Annotated in this window: 17 protein-coding genes and 2 tRNA genes; 12 read left to right on the top strand and 7 right to left on the bottom strand. The window is 38.9% G+C overall.

Annotated features, from left to right (window positions below; translation table 11 throughout):
• Window positions 1-17 precede the first annotated feature (17 nt).
• Complete coding sequence (locus tag FHT21_RS17610) at window positions 18-911, top strand: TssN family type VI secretion system protein (protein WP_167296059.1); 894 nt, start codon at window positions 18-20, stop codon at window positions 909-911.
• A 20-nt stretch (window positions 912-931) separates the two neighbouring features.
• A complete protein-coding gene (locus FHT21_RS17605) occupies window positions 932-2,074 on the top strand; it encodes a hypothetical protein (RefSeq protein WP_167296058.1) in 1,143 nt (380 codons plus the stop codon).
• A 136-nt stretch (window positions 2,075-2,210) separates the two neighbouring features.
• Here FHT21_RS17605 and FHT21_RS17600 read toward each other — a convergent pair whose 3' ends face one another.
• Window positions 2,211-2,624, bottom strand: coding sequence for a hypothetical protein (locus FHT21_RS17600; RefSeq protein ID WP_167296057.1), 414 nt, complete (start codon window positions 2,622-2,624; stop codon window positions 2,211-2,213).
• 305 nt (window positions 2,625-2,929) lie between these two features.
• Between FHT21_RS17600 and FHT21_RS17595 the strand changes: the two genes are divergently transcribed.
• The 6 genes from FHT21_RS17595 (at window position 2,930) to FHT21_RS17570 (ending at window position 7,569) form a co-directional block, all read left to right on the top strand.
• Window positions 2,930-3,697 carry a glycoside hydrolase family 11 protein gene (locus tag FHT21_RS17595; protein WP_167296056.1) on the top strand — a complete coding sequence of 256 codons (768 nt, stop codon included), beginning with the start codon at window positions 2,930-2,932 and terminating at the stop codon, window positions 3,695-3,697.
• 124 nt (window positions 3,698-3,821) lie between these two features.
• Window positions 3,822-4,346, top strand: coding sequence for a hypothetical protein (locus tag FHT21_RS17590; RefSeq protein ID WP_167296055.1), 525 nt, complete (start codon window positions 3,822-3,824; stop codon window positions 4,344-4,346).
• 110 nt (window positions 4,347-4,456) lie between these two features.
• On the top strand, window positions 4,457-5,053 hold the full coding sequence (locus tag FHT21_RS17585; RefSeq protein WP_167296054.1) for a TetR/AcrR family transcriptional regulator: 597 nt from the start codon (window positions 4,457-4,459) through the stop codon (window positions 5,051-5,053).
• Window positions 5,054-5,113: 60 nt separating this feature from the next.
• Window positions 5,114-6,517 carry a dihydrolipoyl dehydrogenase gene (gene lpdA, locus FHT21_RS17580; RefSeq protein ID WP_167296053.1) on the top strand — a complete coding sequence of 468 codons (1,404 nt, stop codon included), beginning with the start codon at window positions 5,114-5,116 and terminating at the stop codon, window positions 6,515-6,517.
• 25 nt (window positions 6,518-6,542) lie between these two features.
• Window positions 6,543-6,977, top strand: a complete 435-nt coding sequence (locus FHT21_RS17575) for a GNAT family N-acetyltransferase (protein WP_167296052.1) — start codon at window positions 6,543-6,545, stop codon at window positions 6,975-6,977.
• A 43-nt stretch (window positions 6,978-7,020) separates the two neighbouring features.
• Window positions 7,021-7,569, top strand: coding sequence for a DinB family protein (locus FHT21_RS17570; protein ID WP_167296051.1), 549 nt, complete (start codon window positions 7,021-7,023; stop codon window positions 7,567-7,569).
• Window positions 7,570-7,643: 74 nt separating this feature from the next.
• On the opposite strand, the gene FHT21_RS17565 is transcribed toward FHT21_RS17570, so the two are convergent.
• The 5 genes from FHT21_RS17565 to FHT21_RS17545 form a co-directional block, all read right to left on the bottom strand.
• Window positions 7,644-7,717, bottom strand: a tRNA-Asp gene (locus FHT21_RS17565).
• Window positions 7,718-7,987: 270 nt separating this feature from the next.
• Window positions 7,988-8,203, bottom strand: a complete 216-nt coding sequence (locus FHT21_RS17560) for a TIGR04139 family peptide modification target (RefSeq protein ID WP_167296050.1) — start codon at window positions 8,201-8,203, stop codon at window positions 7,988-7,990.
• 766 nt (window positions 8,204-8,969) lie between these two features.
• A tRNA-Asp gene (locus tag FHT21_RS17555) sits at window positions 8,970-9,043 on the bottom strand.
• Window positions 9,044-9,146: 103 nt separating this feature from the next.
• A complete protein-coding gene (gene prfA / locus FHT21_RS17550; RefSeq protein WP_086548609.1) occupies window positions 9,147-10,220 on the bottom strand; it encodes a peptide chain release factor 1 in 1,074 nt (357 codons plus the stop codon).
• Window positions 10,221-11,285: 1,065 nt separating this feature from the next.
• Window positions 11,286-12,035, bottom strand: coding sequence for a UDP-2,3-diacylglucosamine diphosphatase (locus FHT21_RS17545; protein WP_167296049.1), 750 nt, complete (start codon window positions 12,033-12,035; stop codon window positions 11,286-11,288).
• A gap of 145 nt (window positions 12,036-12,180) precedes the next feature.
• On the opposite strand from FHT21_RS17545, the gene FHT21_RS17540 reads away from it, so the two are divergent.
• From FHT21_RS17540 to FHT21_RS17525, 4 genes are all read left to right on the top strand, one after another.
• Window positions 12,181-14,307, top strand: a complete 2,127-nt coding sequence (locus FHT21_RS17540; protein ID WP_167296048.1) for a prolyl oligopeptidase family serine peptidase — start codon at window positions 12,181-12,183, stop codon at window positions 14,305-14,307.
• A 12-nt stretch (window positions 14,308-14,319) separates the two neighbouring features.
• Window positions 14,320-14,940 carry a hypothetical protein gene (locus tag FHT21_RS17535; RefSeq protein WP_167296047.1) on the top strand — a complete coding sequence of 207 codons (621 nt, stop codon included), beginning with the start codon at window positions 14,320-14,322 and terminating at the stop codon, window positions 14,938-14,940.
• 185 nt (window positions 14,941-15,125) lie between these two features.
• Complete coding sequence (locus FHT21_RS17530; RefSeq protein ID WP_167296046.1) at window positions 15,126-16,136, top strand: NAD(P)/FAD-dependent oxidoreductase; 1,011 nt, start codon at window positions 15,126-15,128, stop codon at window positions 16,134-16,136.
• Between the two features lie 43 nt (window positions 16,137-16,179).
• Window positions 16,180-16,506, top strand: coding sequence for a 2Fe-2S iron-sulfur cluster-binding protein (locus tag FHT21_RS17525; RefSeq protein WP_025141835.1), 327 nt, complete (start codon window positions 16,180-16,182; stop codon window positions 16,504-16,506).
• Window positions 16,507-17,177: 671 nt separating this feature from the next.
• On the opposite strand, the gene FHT21_RS17520 is transcribed toward FHT21_RS17525, so the two are convergent.
• Window positions 17,178-19,784 carry a glycoside hydrolase family 2 TIM barrel-domain containing protein gene (locus FHT21_RS17520; RefSeq protein WP_167296045.1) on the bottom strand — a complete coding sequence of 869 codons (2,607 nt, stop codon included), beginning with the start codon at window positions 19,782-19,784 and terminating at the stop codon, window positions 17,178-17,180.
• Window positions 19,785-19,808 lie beyond the last annotated feature (24 nt).

Genomic DNA, 19,808 nt, shown 5'->3' with positions numbered 1-19,808 from the left:
CACATCTATCAAATTTAATGGACGTTCAATCATTTTTTATTCGCTTTCTCTTATTTCCGTTGATATTCATCGTCTCAACGGCAGTACTCTCTATTATCAATAAAAAGAACCAGTTTCTTAATAACAAAAGACTTATCGTAAGTGTTCTGCTCATCGGTATTATTTTAGCTGTTCCCGGTTTCTTAGGTTTTCTGAACTTTAATTTTATGCCCTGGGGTTATATTATTTGCTGTATTTTTTACCTGTTAATGGGTTCGGTTTTCGTTTATCTGTTAACGAAATACCACCCTAAAGATGTACTGGAGCGCAAGGTTTTTATCTTTTTCGCCACTTTAATTTCGGCTATTTTAGCTACCTATTTATTTCAGTTGGCCTTTAATTGGTTAAGCTCGGTAAATTTTGGCTGGTTTGGCGCAGGCAGTATCACTTGCTTTTTTATTCCGCTTATTTTTTGGTGGGCTTACGTTTCGCTGCTCGGCATTCCTTCAGAAATCTACAAAATCTGGAGGTATCCTGATACTCCGTTGGACATTAATATGGACCATGTAGATTTTAACCGTTTACTGGTATTGGAGCTTGAACTATACAAAAAAAGCAGTGATCCTGAACCTTTAAAAGTAAAGGTAAAGGCGGTAGAAAATATGAACTTCGGTATCTGGTTCCATAAGTTTATTGATGACTACAATTTAAAGTTCGCCAAAAGCCCGGTAGAGTTTAGAGGTGATGATATGGAGAACTATAAATGGATTTTCTTTATTAAAACCTCCTTTTTTAAACGGAATATCTTCATTGATCCGGATTTGGATATCATTGAAAACGGCATTACCGAAAAAATGACGATTTACGCTAAACGCGTTTCAGAAAATGTAAATAAGCCTAATGAAGTTGGAGAAAGTGCTATCTTTATCTAACCTATATAAAAACATTTACCATGATAAAGCCACTAAAATATAAATCCATCAACTGGATTAATGGCATGAAACTTTCTAGTGATCATTTTACAGTAAGTGACCTGTATTTACAGGATTTTGTTCGAGATGCCGTATCAATACATTTAAACAATAGCAATTACGGATTCTTACCGCCATTTACAGGTTACAAAAGTTCACACGATATTGAGATTATCGAAAAAGCCACAAATCACATCGAAATTAGGGTAAGGTACTGTAACGCTGTAACTCCAGAAGGCTGTCACATCGATATTGTGCAGTCAGATCATATGATGGATACACTGGTTCATAACCATTATTTTGGCCAATCAGAACCCCGTAACTACGTTATTTTATTGGTGGTAAGTCCATTTAACCGCATTCCAACAGGCACCCCAAATCCCGAAGAAAGCCCAATCCGTTACCCTGAGCTAACAAAAAGCTATTCTATTGCCGTTTTGCCTGAAAGTGAAGTAAGCACACAAACAGCCGATAGCTATTTCCTTACCATTGGACAGGTTTACTACGAGAATGGAAGATTAACGATCAATAACAATTACATTCCGCCGAGCGCTACCATAACGAGCCATCCTGCGCTGATTAGATATTACGAATCGTTCAGTGTTTTATTAAATGATTTACAATTGGCGGCTTTTAAAATTATTGATAAAACCGGAGGTAGAGACAACATTACGCCATTGGGCAAAAACATCCGTTTAATCTCAGAGAAAATTGTAGATTATATTGCAGGTTTATTTTACGAGTATAGAAACATTGCACACCGCGAATCGCCAGCGGTTTTAGTCGGTTATTTCTCCAGTTTGGCGCACATCTTTTTTACGGCCATTAAACTGATCGATCCGCGCGAAAGAGAAGAACTGTTAAAGTATTTTTACGAGTGGAAAGATGTAACACCAGGAAACTTTGAAGAGCTTTTAGCCAAAACCATCGAACTGGTTTACGATCATAAACAAATTAATAATAGTATGTTAATGGCCAGTGAATTTATGAATGTATTAGTAGCACTCTGGAATAAATTAAGTGGACTAGAATACATTGGCCAGCGCAAAGAAAATATCGTAGTTGCCGAACAGCAAGTTGTACAGCAGGTACAGGCCAGAAAAACCTGGACATTGCTGGATTAAATTATTTCTCGGAGTAAATTTTATAATGAAGCTGTACCACTTAATTAGCGGTACAGCTTTTTTGTTAATATAATTTTATGGAGAAAAAAAGCCTCAACTAAGGTTAAGGCTCTAAATTTTGAATATACTAACAGATTTAATCGAAAGCGATCTGTTGCGGACCTGAAATTTTATTGATGTGACAAGCACACTTGCCCCCACTTACTTTAATAACAGCAGATTTAGTTTGACTAGTTTCTACAGAAGTGCCAGTGATTTTCAGATCATCTCCCTGTTCTGACAGACCAAGTTTATTATTATCATCAACGATAATAAATGCACCTTTTATCGTATTTGTATAAATACTCGAATTAGCTGTTACCCGCTCGCCTGTTCTTTGGTTGATTACATTAAAATCTTTTACTTCAGCGCCAGCGCCTTTATTGTCTACAAATTTTAACATTATCGAGGCAAATTCTTCAGTACAGATCTTGTCCCCACAATCAGAAGTTTTATTTTTTTCGCACGAAAGCAGGGCAATCGCCATGAATAGCAGTATTGTTTTTTTCATTGTTTCCCGGTTTTGAATGAGAAACGACAAAACCGATTGAAACGCTACAAGGAAAATTATGAATGGTCCAAAATTGAAAAAATCAATAAGAAGTTGATCACCTATCCTTTCACACCACCATATGCGCATCTTCCTGCATCTAGTGCAATGAACACCAATCTGGCTTTAATAAGACAAACAGCTACATTGATATAAAATAAAATATACAGTCATCGTATGAACATTTGTATAACAAATTTGCTGATTATTAGCCATATCCCAAGTCTAAATACGGTTATTTTGCTTCCCTAACCAATATATATTATATGAAAAAACACAATTCACCGACAAGTGTAACCAGGAAGGTTACCTTTGTTGTGGCTGCAACCTTAGTGTTTGCAAGCACCTCATGTTTAACAGGCTGTAAAAAAGACGAAAAGATGGCACCCGAGGCCGTTACTGCTCCGCCTCCATCTAACAAAGCTGTCGCCACGGTAGAATCATACCAATCGGGTACACATAACGGCTTCTTTTGGTCGCTTTGGAAGAGCGATGGCGCAACCGGCACAGTTAATTATGCCAATGGTAACGGCGGAAATTACAGTGTTAACTGGAACGGATTTAACGGTAATTTTACCTGTGGCAAAGGTTATTCAGTAGGATCAAATAATTACACGATAGGGTATAATCTGGGCACTTACTCAAACTCAGGAGGTGGTACTTTTGGCTGGTACGGATGGAGCAGAAGCCCTTATTATGAGTATTATGTGAATGAAACCTGGGGGGCGGTTTCGCCTCATACCGGTACCTACCTGGGGACATTTGAAACCGATGGCGCGGGTTATAATGTATGGACCAGATGGATGACAGGCAAAAATATAGATGGAGGCGACGGTTTCAGGCAGATTTACAGCTCGAGAGTTACAAAAACGTCTACCGGACAAAATCACACCATTACTTTTGCCAACCACTACAACAAGTGGCAAAGTTATGGATATACGCTTGGTCAGTTAAATATTCCTGCAATTATGGTTTCGGAAACATGGGGTTCTAATACGAATGGCAATATTAACTGTACCATTTGGGCACAGTAAACATTTGTTTAAATCAATTACAAACACATTACTGCCTGGCAATAAGCCGGGCAGTATTTATATGCAGGTAATTCTGATCACTTACCTGAATTAAAAAGCCTTTAATTTTAAACCATTTGTTATCATGAGATCCATCCTTTATTTTTTTGCTTTTTTTATTTTTATTCTTTCCGCCTGCGATTCGCCAAATCCTAAAAATATAGGCGGAAATAAAAAATCACTGATCGGAAAATGGCATCGGTTTTCCACGGCAAATGGATATAGCGAATTTGATATTGATTCGCAATATGTCGTTTTCTATAATCAGAAAGTTGGCCGCTTTAAGCTTCCTTATAAAATAGAAAATGATTCCTTAAAATACCTTACCAAAGATTATGTAGCTAAGATTACAGACTACGGTGACTCACTCCTTTTGGAGGGAAATGATAGTACTCAAGCCGTGTTGCACAGGTTTAAAGAACCGCATATCCCTTTTGAAACCATTCCGGAAGAAAAAGATTCTGTATCATTCGCATCATACATCGCTAATTTTGATAAAAGATTAATCAGCGAGTTTGAGAAAGCCGGAATAAAGATTTCTGATGGTGTGGAAAAACGAGAGGCCCCCGCATACGAAGATCTGTTAAAAAAGAAATCAGCAAACAGGTAAAAGTGTTTCAGCAGGTAGGATAACTTACCGTTGGCCGGCAAAATTTCAAAAAAAAGACCGATTGTTTTATTTTTTATATAATTTTGGAAGAAATTAAAAATTTCTCTGCGATGAAAACGACGAAGTCTGAAAATACCAAGCGGCTGATTATCGAGAAAACCGCATTGGTTTTTAATACAAAGGGTTATGCGGGAACATCGATCAACGATTTAATGGATGCCACCGGACTTTCAAAAGGTTGCATTTATGGTAATTTCCAAAACAAAGACGAAATTGCATTAAGCGTTTTTGATCACAACTTCGATATGGTAACACAGCATATGAAAGAACGCATCTTAGCTACCGAGAATTCGATAGAAAGGTTGCTGGTTTACCCGCAAACGTATAAGAATTATTTCAGGTACCCTTATTTACAAGCTGGTTGCCCGATTTTAAATACTGCTACAGAAGCAGATGATACGCATCCAAAGCTAAAAGAACGTGCACAAAAGGCATTGGGATTCTGGAAGGCATCTATTGTAAACCAAATAAAACGGGGTATCGAAAGAAAAGAAATAAAAGAAGATGCAGACGCAACCGAAATTTCGGTGATCATGATTTCCATGATTGAAGGCGCATTTATGCAGGCAAAGGTCAATAACCATATAACAGAGCTTAAAATAGCAATGTCTTTCCTCGAAAAATTAATTAAGAATCTCAAAGTATAATTTTTTTACCCGTAAAAAGACCGATCGGTTTATTTTTATTAATAATGTTAGAAAAGAAAAATGGAAGAATTTGATATTACCGTCATCGGGTCAGGTCCCGGCGGATATGTAGCAGCGATAAGAAGTGCCCAACTGGGTTATAAAACAGCTTTAATTGAAAAATACAGCGCTCTAGGCGGCACTTGTACCAATGTGGGATGCATCCCCACCAAAGCCTTACTGGATACCACACATCATTATGCAGATGCACTTAAGCATTTTGAAAATCATGGTATTGAATTTTCTGATCTCCACCTTAACTTCGAACAGGTTTTTAAACGCAAAGCCGATGTGGTAACTAAAAATACACAGGGACTGGATTTCCTGATGAGAAAGAATAAGATCAAAGTTTTCCAGGGCACAGGTACCTTTCTCAACAATGAATCCATGAGAATCATAAATGCTGAACAGCAAGAAACTATTATCAGATCAGGTAAGTTCATTATTGCTACCGGATCAAAGCCGGCAACTATTCCAGGAGTTACCATCGATAAAAAAAGGATCATTACCTCTACAGAAGCTTTGGCAATGCAAGAAAAACCGAAAAGCATCATCATCATTGGCGGTGGTGTGATCGGTGTAGAAATGGCTTCCATTTTTAACAGAATTGGCACAAAAGTGACCATATTAGAATATGCCGATAATCTGATTGCTGCAATGGATCAGGAATTGGGAACTACATTAACAAAAATTTTGATAAAGGAAGGTGTAGAAATCAAGCTTCAGCAAGCAGTGTACAAAGCTGAAAACCTCGGCGACAAAGCTAAAGTATATTTTAAAAATAAACAGGGTACCGAACAAGACCTGATTGCGGACTATATCTTAGTCGCTGTCGGCAGAAAGCCATATGTGAATGGTTTGGGCTTAGAAAATACCAATGTAGAATTGAATGCTAATGGTACGGTAAGGGTGAATGACCAGCTACAGACAACGGTTTCAAACATTTTTGCTATTGGCGACGTGATCGGTGGTGCTATGCTTGCCCACAAAGCAGAAGAAGAAGCCATATTTGTGGTCGAAAGAATTGATGGTCAAAAACCGCATATTAACTATGACCGGATTCCGTCGGTAGTTTACACCTGGCCAGAAGTTGCGTCAGTAGGAGCTACAGAAGAAGAATTAAAAAAACGGGAAGTGCAGTATAATCTCGGTAAATTCCCATTTGCAGTAAATGCAAGAGCCAGGGCAGGAATGGAAACGGACGGATTCGTAAAGGTACTGTCTGATCCTAAATACGGAGAACTTTTAGGCGTGCATATAATAGGTGCCAGGGCAGCAGATTTAATAGCACAAGCAGTTGTTGGCCTTGAATACGAAGTTACAGCGAAAGATATGGCTTCAATATGTTATGCGCATCCTACCTATTCGGAAGTGCTGAAAGAAGCATATACCATGGCATCAGGAAGACCATCTGTGAATATTTAATATTATATTGATCAATTCATTAATTATGTCGCAACAGATCAGGCGCGCAACCCCCGGAGATTATATCCGGATCATGGAGATTTGGGAATCAGCAGTTACAGCCACCCATGACTTTCTTCTTGAGGAAGATTTTATTTATTTTAAGCAGATTATCCCAAAGAACTACCTACCGCATCTTAATGTATTCTTGCTTATTGAACAGGGCGAACAAATTGGATTTGTATCTGCATCAGAAGGAAACCTGGAAATGCTTTTCATCCATAACGAATACCGTGGAAAAGGTTACGGAAAAAGATTATTCCATTTTATGAAAGAATTGCAAGGCATCACAAGAGTCGATGTTAATGAGCAAAACCGTCAGGCCGTGGGCTTCTACGCTAAATTGGGTTTTAAAAAAACAGGAAGATCAGAAAAAGACGGATCGGGTAAAAATTATCCCATTCTGCACATGGCGCTTTAAGATGATGAAAATATAATATTATCCATCAATAAAATTTTGAAAAATGATAGAACGAAAGCCTTTTGTAAAATGGTTTGATCGAAAATTCGATACAAACATTGATATAGTACAGTTTGAGGATGTGCTAAGCCGCATGGAACATTTTCCTGCTGTTTTAAATCAATTACTCGAAACTTGCCCTAAAAAAATGACCACCATAAAGACTGGTGCCAAATGGTCTGTGAATGAAAACGTTGGGCACTTGATCCTCCTAGAAGATCTCTGGCGCAGACGATTTCAGGACATAAAGGATGGAAAGCCGGATATGTCTCCTGCTGATTTAAACAATACAGCAACCGATCAGGCTTCTTTCAATGAGCAGGTGCTGAATGAGCTTACTAAAAGTCTAAGTGATGAAAGAGCAAAAACAATTGTATTGCTGAGGGGAATAAGCAAAGAAGACCTTTTGAGGAAGAGTACCCATCCTAGGTTAAATCAGCCAATGAATATCGTTGACTTTATGTATTTCGTAGCCGGGCATGATGAGCATCATATGGCCGCAATGCGATCTATTATCGAAAATCTTGAACACCTTCCAATCGCAGATTTTTGAAAAGCAATAACTTGTTAATCAGTATTTTACAGCCATAAAAAAAGGAAACAACTGATATTTGTTGTTTCCTTTAGCGGAATGGACGGGACTCGAACCCGCGACCTCCTGCGTGACAGGCAGGCATTCTAACCAGCTGAACTACCACTCCTTCTGTTCTTCTTTAAAGTCTGAACCTCTTTCCCCTTTCGGGAATGCAAATATAGACACTATATCCAGTTTATCACTATAGTAATCGACTTTTTAATCAATAATTACGTAACACGCTGAACCTCATTCTAAATATTTTAATCAAAACGATTATTAAACAAAAAAGCCTCAACTTTTTCAAGTTAAGGCCTTTCGAAACAGCATGTTCCGTAGCTAATATCAGATTGTATTACTGAATCTTCACTGTTGATAAAATTCCTTGAATTGATTATTAGCAATATTCGTTATTACAATCGCTAAATCTAGCATACCATTTGCCATCATAATAGTAATCTACCAATTGACATCCATTTTCGTCTCTAAGGTTAGACACGATATACTTAGGTCCCCCAGCTAAACCACCTAATACAGCTTTGGAGCTTTCCAAGTTTAGCTTCTTGTTTTCTAACGAAGACAAGCTTTTTTGCATCTCTTTTAACTTTATCATTTTCTTTTAAAGTTTAATATTTGATTGATAAGCGCCAACTTACCCTGGCGTTTAGGTTTTGGTTAATTTGCTATTTATAAAAACATCAGTTATAGGTCTAAAAAAATATTAATACAAATAGCTAACTACTGCGGTATAAATTTAATTTGCTAGCACTACCACTATAATTTATTTTAAAGCTGAACATAAACATCTAGTAATAAAAGGCATACCTAATATTTGCTGGCTTTCAATAAATATTCGTAACGTTTACCAATAAATTTGCTGAAAGACTCTGCAACCATCAAGAACAGATTGTTAAGTGGGATGTACAGTTTGGGATGAAATCTGTCGCACTCTTAAGTGATACATCGTAAAGAATAAAACATTAATAATCAGCATTATAAATTCTAGGTCCGAATCTTCTGGTCTCCAATCAATTCTTAAGAAACCGACATAGCAAAAAAGAAAACAAGGGATCAAGCGGATGAGCATGGAATTCTTGCGGTGGCTGGTTCCGTTGGTCTAAAAATAAATGATAACCATCTCCGATTGTTTCAGTACGGATAAGATCAAATTGATCTAAAAGATCTGCTGGTAGTAAGAGTTTAGTCTCTTCGGTCTCCAAGGCCAAGTGCTAAAAATACTAAGTTAAAAATTTAAACTTAGCCCCCCCCCAACTTTCACGTTTGATCCGAAAAAAATGAATAATCTGGTGCTTCCAGAAAACGAAAAAGCCTGTAAACATTTAATTTACAGGCTTTTAGTTAAGTTTAAAACTATTTCGCGGAATGGACGGGACTCGAACCCGCGACCTCCTGCGTGACAGGCAGGCATTCTAACCAGCTGAACTACCACTCCATTTGTTCTTCTTTAAAGTTCGAACCTCTTGTCTCTTTCGAGGTTGCAAATATAGAGACTATATCTTAATTTGCAAACTTTTTTTTCAAAAACATTTAACTCCTTAACCTACAGCACCTTCCTGCATCTTCTCTGCATTTTCTGCAAACTGAAGTGCATCAATAATCTCCTGAATATCGCCATCCATAATAGTTGGTAGGTTATACATGGTTAAACCGATACGGTGTTCGGTAACACGTCCCTGAGGATAATTGTAGGTTCTGATTTTTGCCGAACGGTCGCCGGTTGACACCATAGTTTTACGTTTGGCGGCAATATCTCCATTTTTTTTCTGCAATTCGATATCGTAAAGCTTACTGCGCAACATCTCCATCGCAATAACACGGTTACCCAACTGTGAACGTTCTTGTTGACAAACCACTACAATACCTGATGGTTTATGCGTTAACTGTACCTTGGTTTCTACTTTATTTACGTTCTGTCCACCGGCACCACCTGAACGCGAAGTTTGCAATTCAATATCGGCAGGGTTAATATACAGGTCAATTTCTTCTGCTTCTGGCAAAACCGCTACAGAAGCAGCTGAGGTATGCACACGGCCCTGCGTTTCGGTATCTGGCACACGCTGTACGCGGTGTACACCACTTTCATATTTTAGCTGACCATAAACATCATCACCGCTCACTTTCAAAATTACCTCTTTATAGCCTCCGGCAGTACCTTCAGTTACATCAACAGTTTCAACTTTCCAGCCTTTAGTTTCGAAATAACGGGTATACATGCGGTATAAATCGCCAGCAAATAAAGCTGCTTCATCGCCACCAGTACCGCCGCGGATCTCAAAAACCGCATTTTTGGCATCTTCTGGATCTTTAGGAATCAACATCAAACGGATATTACTTTCCATTTCTTCCTGTTGCTTTAACAAAAGATCAAGTTCTTCTTTTGCCATCTCCCGCATTTCAGCATCCTTCTCAGTAGCTAAAATTTCTTTGTTTGCATCAATATTACTCATTACATTTTTGTAGATTTTATATTCATCTACAATCTTGCCTAAGTCTTTATATTCTTTATTTAAAGCCGCAAAACGTTTCATATCCTGAATTACATCCGGATTACTTAACGATTCTTCTACATCTTCCCAACGCAGCTTTATAGCTTCTAATTTATCTAACATATTATTCTTGTTGAAATTTCCTGACGGTTGGTATAGCCCAAAAATTCAGGAAATGCAAAAATAAGGAAAAAAGCTGAATTAGTTTGGAAAGCAAAAACTAGATTTTTATTAAGGATTTTGGAAATGAGCAGTTTTGTGCCTGTGGCAGCCGGTAGCCCCGCTATCACTCCCAGGCCTCACTCATTCCTCGCTCCGGGCTTTCCGTTCTATCTGGTTTAGGAGCAAAGAACAGTGCATTTTAGGCACCATCCGACCTCAAATAGCAGCACCAACCCGCGTACCTAAACAGGATTGAAGTGGCAGCTCCCGATTTTCCTTTAAAAATCGGGACTATAACGAAAAGCCCGACCAACATTAAAAAATGCTACAGGCTTTGCTTTTCAAACAAGGAAGATCTTCATCTACCGCGCAAGTATGAAAAGAAAAGTTGCAATATTATCCAAAGTTTTTTTTAGAAATGAGCAGTTTTGTGCCTGTGGCAGCCCGTAGCCCCGCTATCACTCCAAGTCCTCACTCGTCCCTCGCTCCGGGCTTTCCGTTCTATCTGGTTTAGGAACAAAGAACAGTGTATTTTAGGCGCCATCCGACCTCAAATAGCAGTACGAACCCGTGTACCTAAACGGGATTGTAGTGGCAGCTCCCGATTTTCCTTTAAAAATCGGGACTATAACGAAAAGCCCGACCAACATTAAAAAATGCTACAGGCTTTGCTTTTCAAACAAGGAAGATCTTCATCTACCGCGCAAGTATGAAAAGAAAAGTTGCAATATTATCCAAAGTTTTTTTTAGAAATGAGCAGTTTTGTGCCTGTGACAGCCCGTAGCCCCGCTATCACTCCAAGTCCTCACTCGTCCCTCGCTCCAGGCTTTCCGTTCTATCTGGTTTAGGAACAAAGAACAGTGCATTTTAGGCCCCATACAGCCTCAAATAGCAGCACCAACCCGCGTACCTAAACGGGATTGAAGTGGCAGCTCCCGATTTTCCTTTAAAATCGGGACTATAACGGAAAGCCCGACCAACATTAAAAATGCTACAGGCTTTGCTTTTCAAAAATGAACTTAAAAATTAAGGCTCTGGATTGTAATACTCCAATTTTAAATCCTGGCCATCAAATACCCCGTACGAATTATAATTGAGCCATTCGCCAATATTAACATATCGGCTTCCATTACCTAAATCAATATCGAGTGGTAAGTGTCTATGTCCAAAAATAAAATAGTCGAAATGTGTCTTCTGCAGCTGTTCTTTGGCATAAATGGCTAACCATTCTTTATCCTCACCTAAAAACACTTCCTTTTCAGTCTGCGCGGCCCTACTCCCCTGGCTCCAGCCATTGGCTATACCAATACCCAAATTAGGATGCAAACGGGCAAACAGCCATTGGCAAAACTTACTTCTAAAAATCTTTCTTAAAAATTTGTATTTATTATCTCCCGGGCCTAAGCCGTCGCCATGGTGCAGATAGAATTTTTTATCACCTCTTTCAATGATCAGTTCATCGCTGATAATTTCCATGCCGATTTCCTGAGTGAAATAACTGCGCACCCACATATCATGGTTACCTTTAAAAAAATAGATTTTTATCCCCGCGTCGGCCATGGCAGCCAATTTGCCCTGTAAACGTATAAATCCCTTCGGGATCACTTTAGCATACTCGAACCAGAAATCGAAAATATCGCCCATCAAAAACAACTCGCCGCAATTTGGTTCTATAAAATTTAGCCAATTTACAATACGTGCTTCACGGGCACGGCTTTCTGCATAATTTGGAGTGCCTAAATGAAAATCGGAAGCGAAGTAAATATTTTTTGCCATGTACAAATCCAAAGGTAAGGGAAAAAGCTCAAAGACTAAAGCAGAAAGACCAAAGCCTAAAGTGCAGCAATCTGTGAAATCAAAAAATCTGCGAAATCATACGAAAGGAAAAAAGACATATATTAGTAAACAAATCTCACTAAAGATGAAAAAACAAATTCTATTGAGCTTATTTGCATTAAGTCTGTTTGCTTGCAACCAAGGCAAAAAACCTGCAGAAAAAATAACATTAATGAAATACCCTGAAACAAAAAAAGACAGCACAAAAGATAATTATTTCGGAACAACCATTGCCGACCCTTACAGATGGTTAGAGAATGATACCTCAGCAGAGACAAAAGCCTGGGTTATAGCCGAAAATAAGGTTACCCAAAACTATCTCGAGCAAATTCCCTACCGTACTGACATTAAAAAGCGTTTAACAGCATTATGGAATTACCCTAAAGAAAGCGCACCTTTTAAGGTTGGCGAATATTATTTCTTCACTAAAAACGATGGCCTTCAGAACCAAAGCATTTGGTTTATTAAAAAAGGGTTAGATGGCAAAGAAGAAGTTTTTCTCGACCCTAATAAACTCACGAAAGATGGAACAGCGGCCGTTTCGCTGCTTGGGTTTTCGCACGATAAAAAATACCTGGCCTATTCGGTTGCGCAAGCAGGATCAGACTGGAGCAATATTTATGTAATGGATATTGCCAGTAAAACCAAATTAGCCGACGAGCTAAAATGGACCAAATTCTCTGGGGCAGCATGGAAAGGCGATGGTTTTTACTACAGTAAATTTGATGAACCCACTAAAGGAACCGATCTTTCTGCCGCCAACAAATACCAAAAGGTGTATTTCCACAAACTGGGCGATCAGCAACAAAATGACCAGTTAATTTTTGAAGACAAAACCAATCCAAATTTATATTTCGGGGCTAATATTACAGAAGACGAGCGTTTTCTGGTGGTTTATGCCAGTGCTGGTACTTCGGGCAATGCACTTTATTATCAAGATCTAAAAGTGCCAAATAGCAAAATCACCTTATTGGTTAAAGGCTTTGAAAACAACCACAGCGTTATTGATAATGTTGGCGACAAACTATTGGTAAACACCGATCTCGGTGCCGAAAACAAACAGGTAGTTTTGGTTGATCCGAAAAATGCAGATCCGAAAAACTGGCAGAAAATTATCCCAGAATCGAAATTGGCTTTAGAGGGTATTGGAACTGGCGGAGGATTTCTTTGGGCCTCTTACCTAAAAGATGCAAGCACCAATATTATTCAGTTTGATTTAACCGGAAAGAAAATAGGCGAAGTAAAACTTCCTGCCATTGGAACTGTTGGAGGCTTTGGTGGCTACAAAGATGATAAAGAATTTTTTTACACCTTTTCTAATTTCACCACTCCAGGCACCATTTACCGCTACGACATCACCAAAAGCGAATCGGTATTATATAAAAAATCAGATCTCCAGTTTAATACCGATAACTACGAAACCAAACAGGTATTTTATCCATCAAAAGATGGCACAAAAGTACCTATGTTTATTGTACATAAAAAAGGCATCAAACTGGACGGCAACAACCCAGTTTATCTTTATGCATATGGCGGTTTCCAGGTCAGTTTAACCCCAGGATTTAGCCTTTCAAGAATGCTATTTTTAGAGCGCGGCGGTATTTACGTTCAGCCGAGTTTGCGTGGCGGAAGTGAGTATGGCGAAGCCTGGCACAAAGGGGGTATGTTAGCCAAAAAACAGAACGTTTTCGACGATTTTATTGCCGCAGCCGAATACCTGATTAAAGAGAAGTACACCAACCCATCTAAAATTGCCATATCTGGTGGTTCAAACGGCGGCCTGTTGGTGGGTGCCTGTATGACTCAAAGACCAGATCTGTTTAAGGTGGCTTTACCAGCTGTTGGTGTTTTAGACATGCTTCGCTACCACAAATTTACCGTTGGATGGGGCTGGGCTGTTGAATACGGAACCAGCGATAAAAAGGAGGATTTCGATTACCTGATTAAATATTCACCGCTCCATAACCTAAAAAGCGGTGTTAATTATCCGGCAACTTTGATTACTACTGCCGATCATGATGACCGTGTGGTACCTGCTCATTCTTTCAAATTTGCAGCAACCCTACAGGAAAAATATAAAGGCGAAAACCCTGTTTTAATCAGGATCGAAACCAAAGCAGGGCATGGAGCGGGCAAACCAACCACCAAATTAATTGAAGAAGCAGCTGATGTATGGAGCTTTGTGTTTCAGAATTTAGGAATGAGCTGGTAATAAAACATAATCATGGTAAAAAATAAAGCACTCTGGTCAGCCACTCTTGCTTTTTTCCTGATTATTCAAACAGTATATTTTTGGGAAGGTAAAACTGGGCTATTAACCTTCCCAATAACCATAGGGTTGTGTATCTTTTACCTCATTTTATTTTTCCTTTTAATACAGCAATTAGTTTTGCTTACAAAGAAAAAATTCAAGGAAAAACATAGAATCTACATCAGTTCTATGTTGGCAATAGTTTTGATATCAACAGCTTTTTTCCCTTCGGGCATCATTGATTTTGAAAAATTTGAGGGTAAAGACATATTAATTGCGGGCTGGACTGGTTCGGCTGGCTGCACAACAATATTAAAATTTAAAGAAAACGGCAAGCTTTATAAAAGAGTGACCTGCTTTGGAATAAAAACAATGAATTCTCGATACTATATAAAAAACGATACTATATTCTTTGTTAACAATATCGACTCGAAATCAGAAGATCAATATCAATTTGCGATAATTGGTAAGTCTAGATTATCATGGAACAACAGAGATGGCTTATTTTCTTATAAAACCAAAAATGACAGCCTACCTAACGAGCTGATAATTGTTTATAATAAATCGGCTTTAAAAAAACGATATAAAAATTAATTCTACAATATCCATAGACCAATTATAATTTGCTTTAAACACCTAAAAACCCTTAACTTTTGTTTTAACCCAACACAAAGCATATAAAATATTGAATACAACAGTATTACAAAATTATCTAGAATATTTCTAAATAGCAGGATTGATAATACTTTATTTCGTAACTTTGCGTCAAATTTTTTTTAATGATCACTACTGATATAGCCGTAATAGGCGCTGGTCCGGTTGGTTTATTTGCCATTTTTGAAGCCGGTTTATTAAAAATGCGTTGCCATTTAATTGACTACCTGCCGCAGGTTGGTGGTCAGCTGTCTGAAATTTATCCTAAAAAACCGATATACGATATCCCTGGTTATCCTTCTGTGTTGGCTCAGGAACTTATCGATAATTTAATGGAGCAGGCAAAACCTTTCCATCCAACATTTACTTTAGGTGAGCGTATTGAAGGTTTAGAAAAGCGTGGCGAAGCAGATTTCGTTTTAACTACCAATATGGGTACCGTTATCGAAGCGAAGGTTGTGGTAATTGCAGGTGGTTTAGGTTGTTTCGAACCGCGTAAACCAGCTGTAGAAAATTTAGAAAAATTTGAGAACGGTAAGGGTGTAAATTATATGATCCTGGACCCCGAGAAGTATCGCGATCAGAAAATGGTGATTGCCGGCGGTGGCGACTCTGCTTTAGACTGGACCATTTACTTAGCGGAAGTTTGTTCTGAATTAACCTTAGTGCACAGAAGCGAGAGTTTCCGTGGTGCTCCAGATTCGGTTGCTAAAGTAATGGCATTGGCAGAAAGTGGAAAAATCAATTTAATTTTAAATAGCAATCTTCAAGCGGTACAAGGAACGGATAAATTAGAGCAAGTTGAAATTGTGCAGAACCGCACCATGGAAAAAACTGTTGTGGAGGCTGATCATTTAATTCCTTTGTTTGGTTTGAGTCCTAAATTAGGCCCGATTGAAGACTGGAACTTAAACATCAACAAAAGTGCCATTGAGGTTAATGTTGATGATTACTCGACAAATATCCCTGGAATTTATGCTATTGGCGATATCAATACTTACACCAATAAACTAAAATTAATTCTTTGTGGTTTCCACGAAGCCGCATTAATGAGTCACAGTGCTTATTCTTACATGAACCCAGGTGTAAAATATACCATGAAATATACAACTGTAAACGGAGTTTCAGAATTTTAAGCTTTCTCCTATATTTGTCGCTACAAATCATAAGAGTAATAAAATGGAAAACAACATTAACATATATATGCAGGAGCCGGATGGCTCGGTTACTGAACACGTTGCACCAACCGACATGGGTTTAAGCCTGATGGAGTTTTTAAAAGCATCAGAGTACGATATTCTTGCTACTTGTGGCGGAATGGCGTTATGTGCTACCTGCTGTGTTGATGTATTGGAAGGCGAAGAAAAACTTAACGAAATGACAGACGATGAGTATGCCATGTTAGATACTTTGCCCGATCTGCTACCAAACTCGCGTTTAGCCTGCCAGTTGCAGTTAAACAATAACATGGACGGATTAAAAGTAAAATTACACGGCGTAAGCTAGGTTGTAAAACATATTATAGAGAAAAGGCGATACATAAGTGTCGCCTTTTTTGTTTTATAGACCGTGAATTGCAAACTGAAGATTGAAAGTTGATAACTGATTTGGGCGTTACCCAATCCCGTGAAGTACGGGAAAGGGTCGGGCTTTTCAGGGCTGCGCTTCGCTCCGGTACCGATGAAGGATCGGTACTGAACCCTTACAATCCCTAACGCGGATCTAGCGGTATTTTAGAGCAGCTGCTGCTGTTTCTAAACCTGATAAAGCGGAAAGCCCGGAGCGAGGCACGAGTGAGGACTTGAAGCGATAGCAGGGCTACATTCTGCCATTGTAGCAGAACCCAGCATTTTCAAAAACGTTGAAAATAAGCCTACACTTCATAATTAAAAATCCCCTAAAGACGGGATAACAAACCATGACTAAGCTTCTATTAAAACCCAACCATCATCCGACTTTCATCGGACCATCATCGGAGCTTCATCGGACATTTTGGGTTTTGGCCAGAAGAATGTTATATAGAAATCGATAAATATTACCTCTTAACTGTTAATCAATTTGCAACAGGCTTAAAATAATCCTTTTATTAGTCGAGGTTTGTAATCTCGCATTTGAGTACTCCCACCCAGGATTAAACATCCTAAGTTCTTAAAACGGGATTACAAATCCCGATTAACTTATTGAATATTTACTTTCTGCTTTTCTACATTCCAGCCATATACCTCTACAGCTAAATTACTTTGTTTCCCTGTATATTCTACAGTTACCGTTTTACTTTCCCCAGGTAAAATACTTACATAGTTATCATCATAAAATGCTGGGAGTATACGTTCGCCAGTATTGCCGTTTATTAAAGCAATACGATTAAAAAATGCTACGGGGCCTCCATTTGCATTGCTCAAAGTAACTGCCACCTTACCGTTTTTCTGATCAATTGCCGAAACTTTTAACGGCGCTTGTTTGATACTTTTTAAACCCGAATATTCACCATCCTTACCTGGAAGCCAATAAATATTTTCGCTCAGTATATTTTGCTTCTGGTCTAAAATCCTTAAAGAAACAAATACACCTTCTTTTTTATCCAGCTTGGTTAAGAACTCGTTCATAGGAAAAAGTCTTCTCACCGAAGATGGACCAACCGAATTGAAGGCTTGAGAGTAGAAATAATCTTTGCCATCCATATCGTAAGCTTTTGCTTGCACCATCAGGTTGTTTTTAGTGCTGAACCCATTGTTTACGATGGTAACCATACTATCCAAAGGGTTCATCATCACATGCAAAGGCTCACTCCCTTTCCTTAAACCATATAAACAGGCATTTGGATCAAGATAATAATCGTACATCTGTCCGCGCAAGGCTGTCCAGGGGTTTTGGGTTTTCCAGATGATGGAACCAGTATACCAATCCCACATTTTGTTCGAGAAACCCTCCATTAATGCCCTGTACTGATCGTAATTGGCCAATTGGGCCTTCATTGCAAAATCTTCTGCACTTTTCGGCTTGCCGTATGGATTAAGATATTGCTCGTATGAGATATATTTATGATAATCCCATACCGAATCGGGTTTGGCTTTATATTGTGGTGCAATCAGGTTTTCTTTTGGGATAAAACGCAGCAAAGAAACATAATCGCCCACCCCTACCGAGCCTACTTCGGAGTTGTAAGGAAATGTTCTGGTACCCCAGAAAGTTTTAATATCCTGTATGCCGTACGGCCCATCGCCGTTTCCGCCAATGGAATTATACGACATTTCGTCGCTGTTAGAAAAATCGAAAAGTTTTCTAGTACCATCTAAGCGGGGCAGAATATTGTTCTTTAAAGGTTCCAAAATATCTTCGGGTGGTGTAATCTCATTCCCTCCACACCAAAAAGCAAGTGAAGCATGGTTTCTGATCATCTTGATCTGATCCTCAATGGCTGTTAAGGTTAAATGATGATCATCTGGATAATTTCTGCGTGTCCATTGGTCTTCCTTTTTCATGGGGTCTACCCAACGGCCGTTACAATCGCCACTAAACCAGAAATCCTGAAAAACCAGCAAACCATATTTATCGCAGGCATTGTAAAACTCTGGTCGCTCTAAAATAGCGCCACCCCAAATCCTGATCAGGTTCAGGTTCATATCTTTATGGTAACGCACTTCAGCATCGTAACGGGCATCGCTAAAACGGAGCATTGCATCACTGATAATCCAGTTACCACCTTTAATAAAAATCTTTTGTCCATTTACAAAAGTCCCCATACTCCTGGTGTGCTCATTCCAGGTATTATCAATCTGGCGGACACCCACTTTAAGCTGCTCCTGATCTAATACTTGATTGGCCACTACAAATTCGATTTTTACGTCATACAAGTTTTGTGGTCCGTATCCGCTTGGCCACCACAATTTAGGGTTTTCAAGCTGTAAATCAGGAAGTTTAACCGTAATAGTCTTATTGGCTGCAATAGAGGTTGACAGTTTAATCAACTTTCCGGCAATTTGGTATTGCAATGTACCCGAAACCGCCTGATTAGTTGGATTTTCTACTTCAACTGAAACTTTAACGGTAGCTGGCTTTTGTTCCCCTTCTGGCAAACGCTTGCCCGGCACCAGAGTAATTACCTGTGGATTCTGGATATTGATACTCTTGGTTTTCTCGATGGTCACTTTATCCCAAATGCCCGTGTTACGGTCGCGTGTAGGCTGAATCCAGTCCCATCCGGCAGTATATTGTGTAGTTAAACCTTTGGCAATTGTACCGTCGCCACCCTGTCCGCCATTCGGGTTGCCCGGGAAATCTGGCGGATAAACAATTACAGCAAGCCTGTTTTTCCCATTCGGAGATAAAAGTTTAGTGATGTTATACTGTGCCCTAAGGTGCATACCCACCTGGGTTTTGGGGTTAACTTTTTTTCCGTTTAAATAAATTTCGGCCTTATAATTTATTCCTCTAAACTGTAACCAAACCTGTTCGGTACCCACAGCGCGCTCTTCAAAATCTTTTACAAACCAATAGGTGTAATAATCGTTACCGGTTTTATAAACGTCTGGAATTTTCTCATTGTTCATTCCATAAAATGGATCGGGTACTTTTTTGTTGTTCAGCAAAGTGGTTAATACCGTTCCTGGAACTGTCGCTTGCATCCAGTTGCCGACCGGAAAACCAGCTTTCGAGATTTCTAAGCCCGAAGCATTAGCATCTTTGATATTGGTACATACCCAACCCGAATTTAGTTCATAGCGCTGTTGTGCATTTACGGTCAAAGCCGAACAGAGTAAGAGAAGTAGAAATATTTTCTTCATTATTTTGAAATCTTGTAGATAAAA

This window comes from Pedobacter sp. SG908 (assembly GCF_011759615.1).
Lineage (GTDB): Bacteria > Bacteroidota > Bacteroidia > Sphingobacteriales > Sphingobacteriaceae > Pedobacter > Pedobacter riviphilus.
This window is presented reverse-complemented; position numbering and strand designations above follow the sequence as displayed.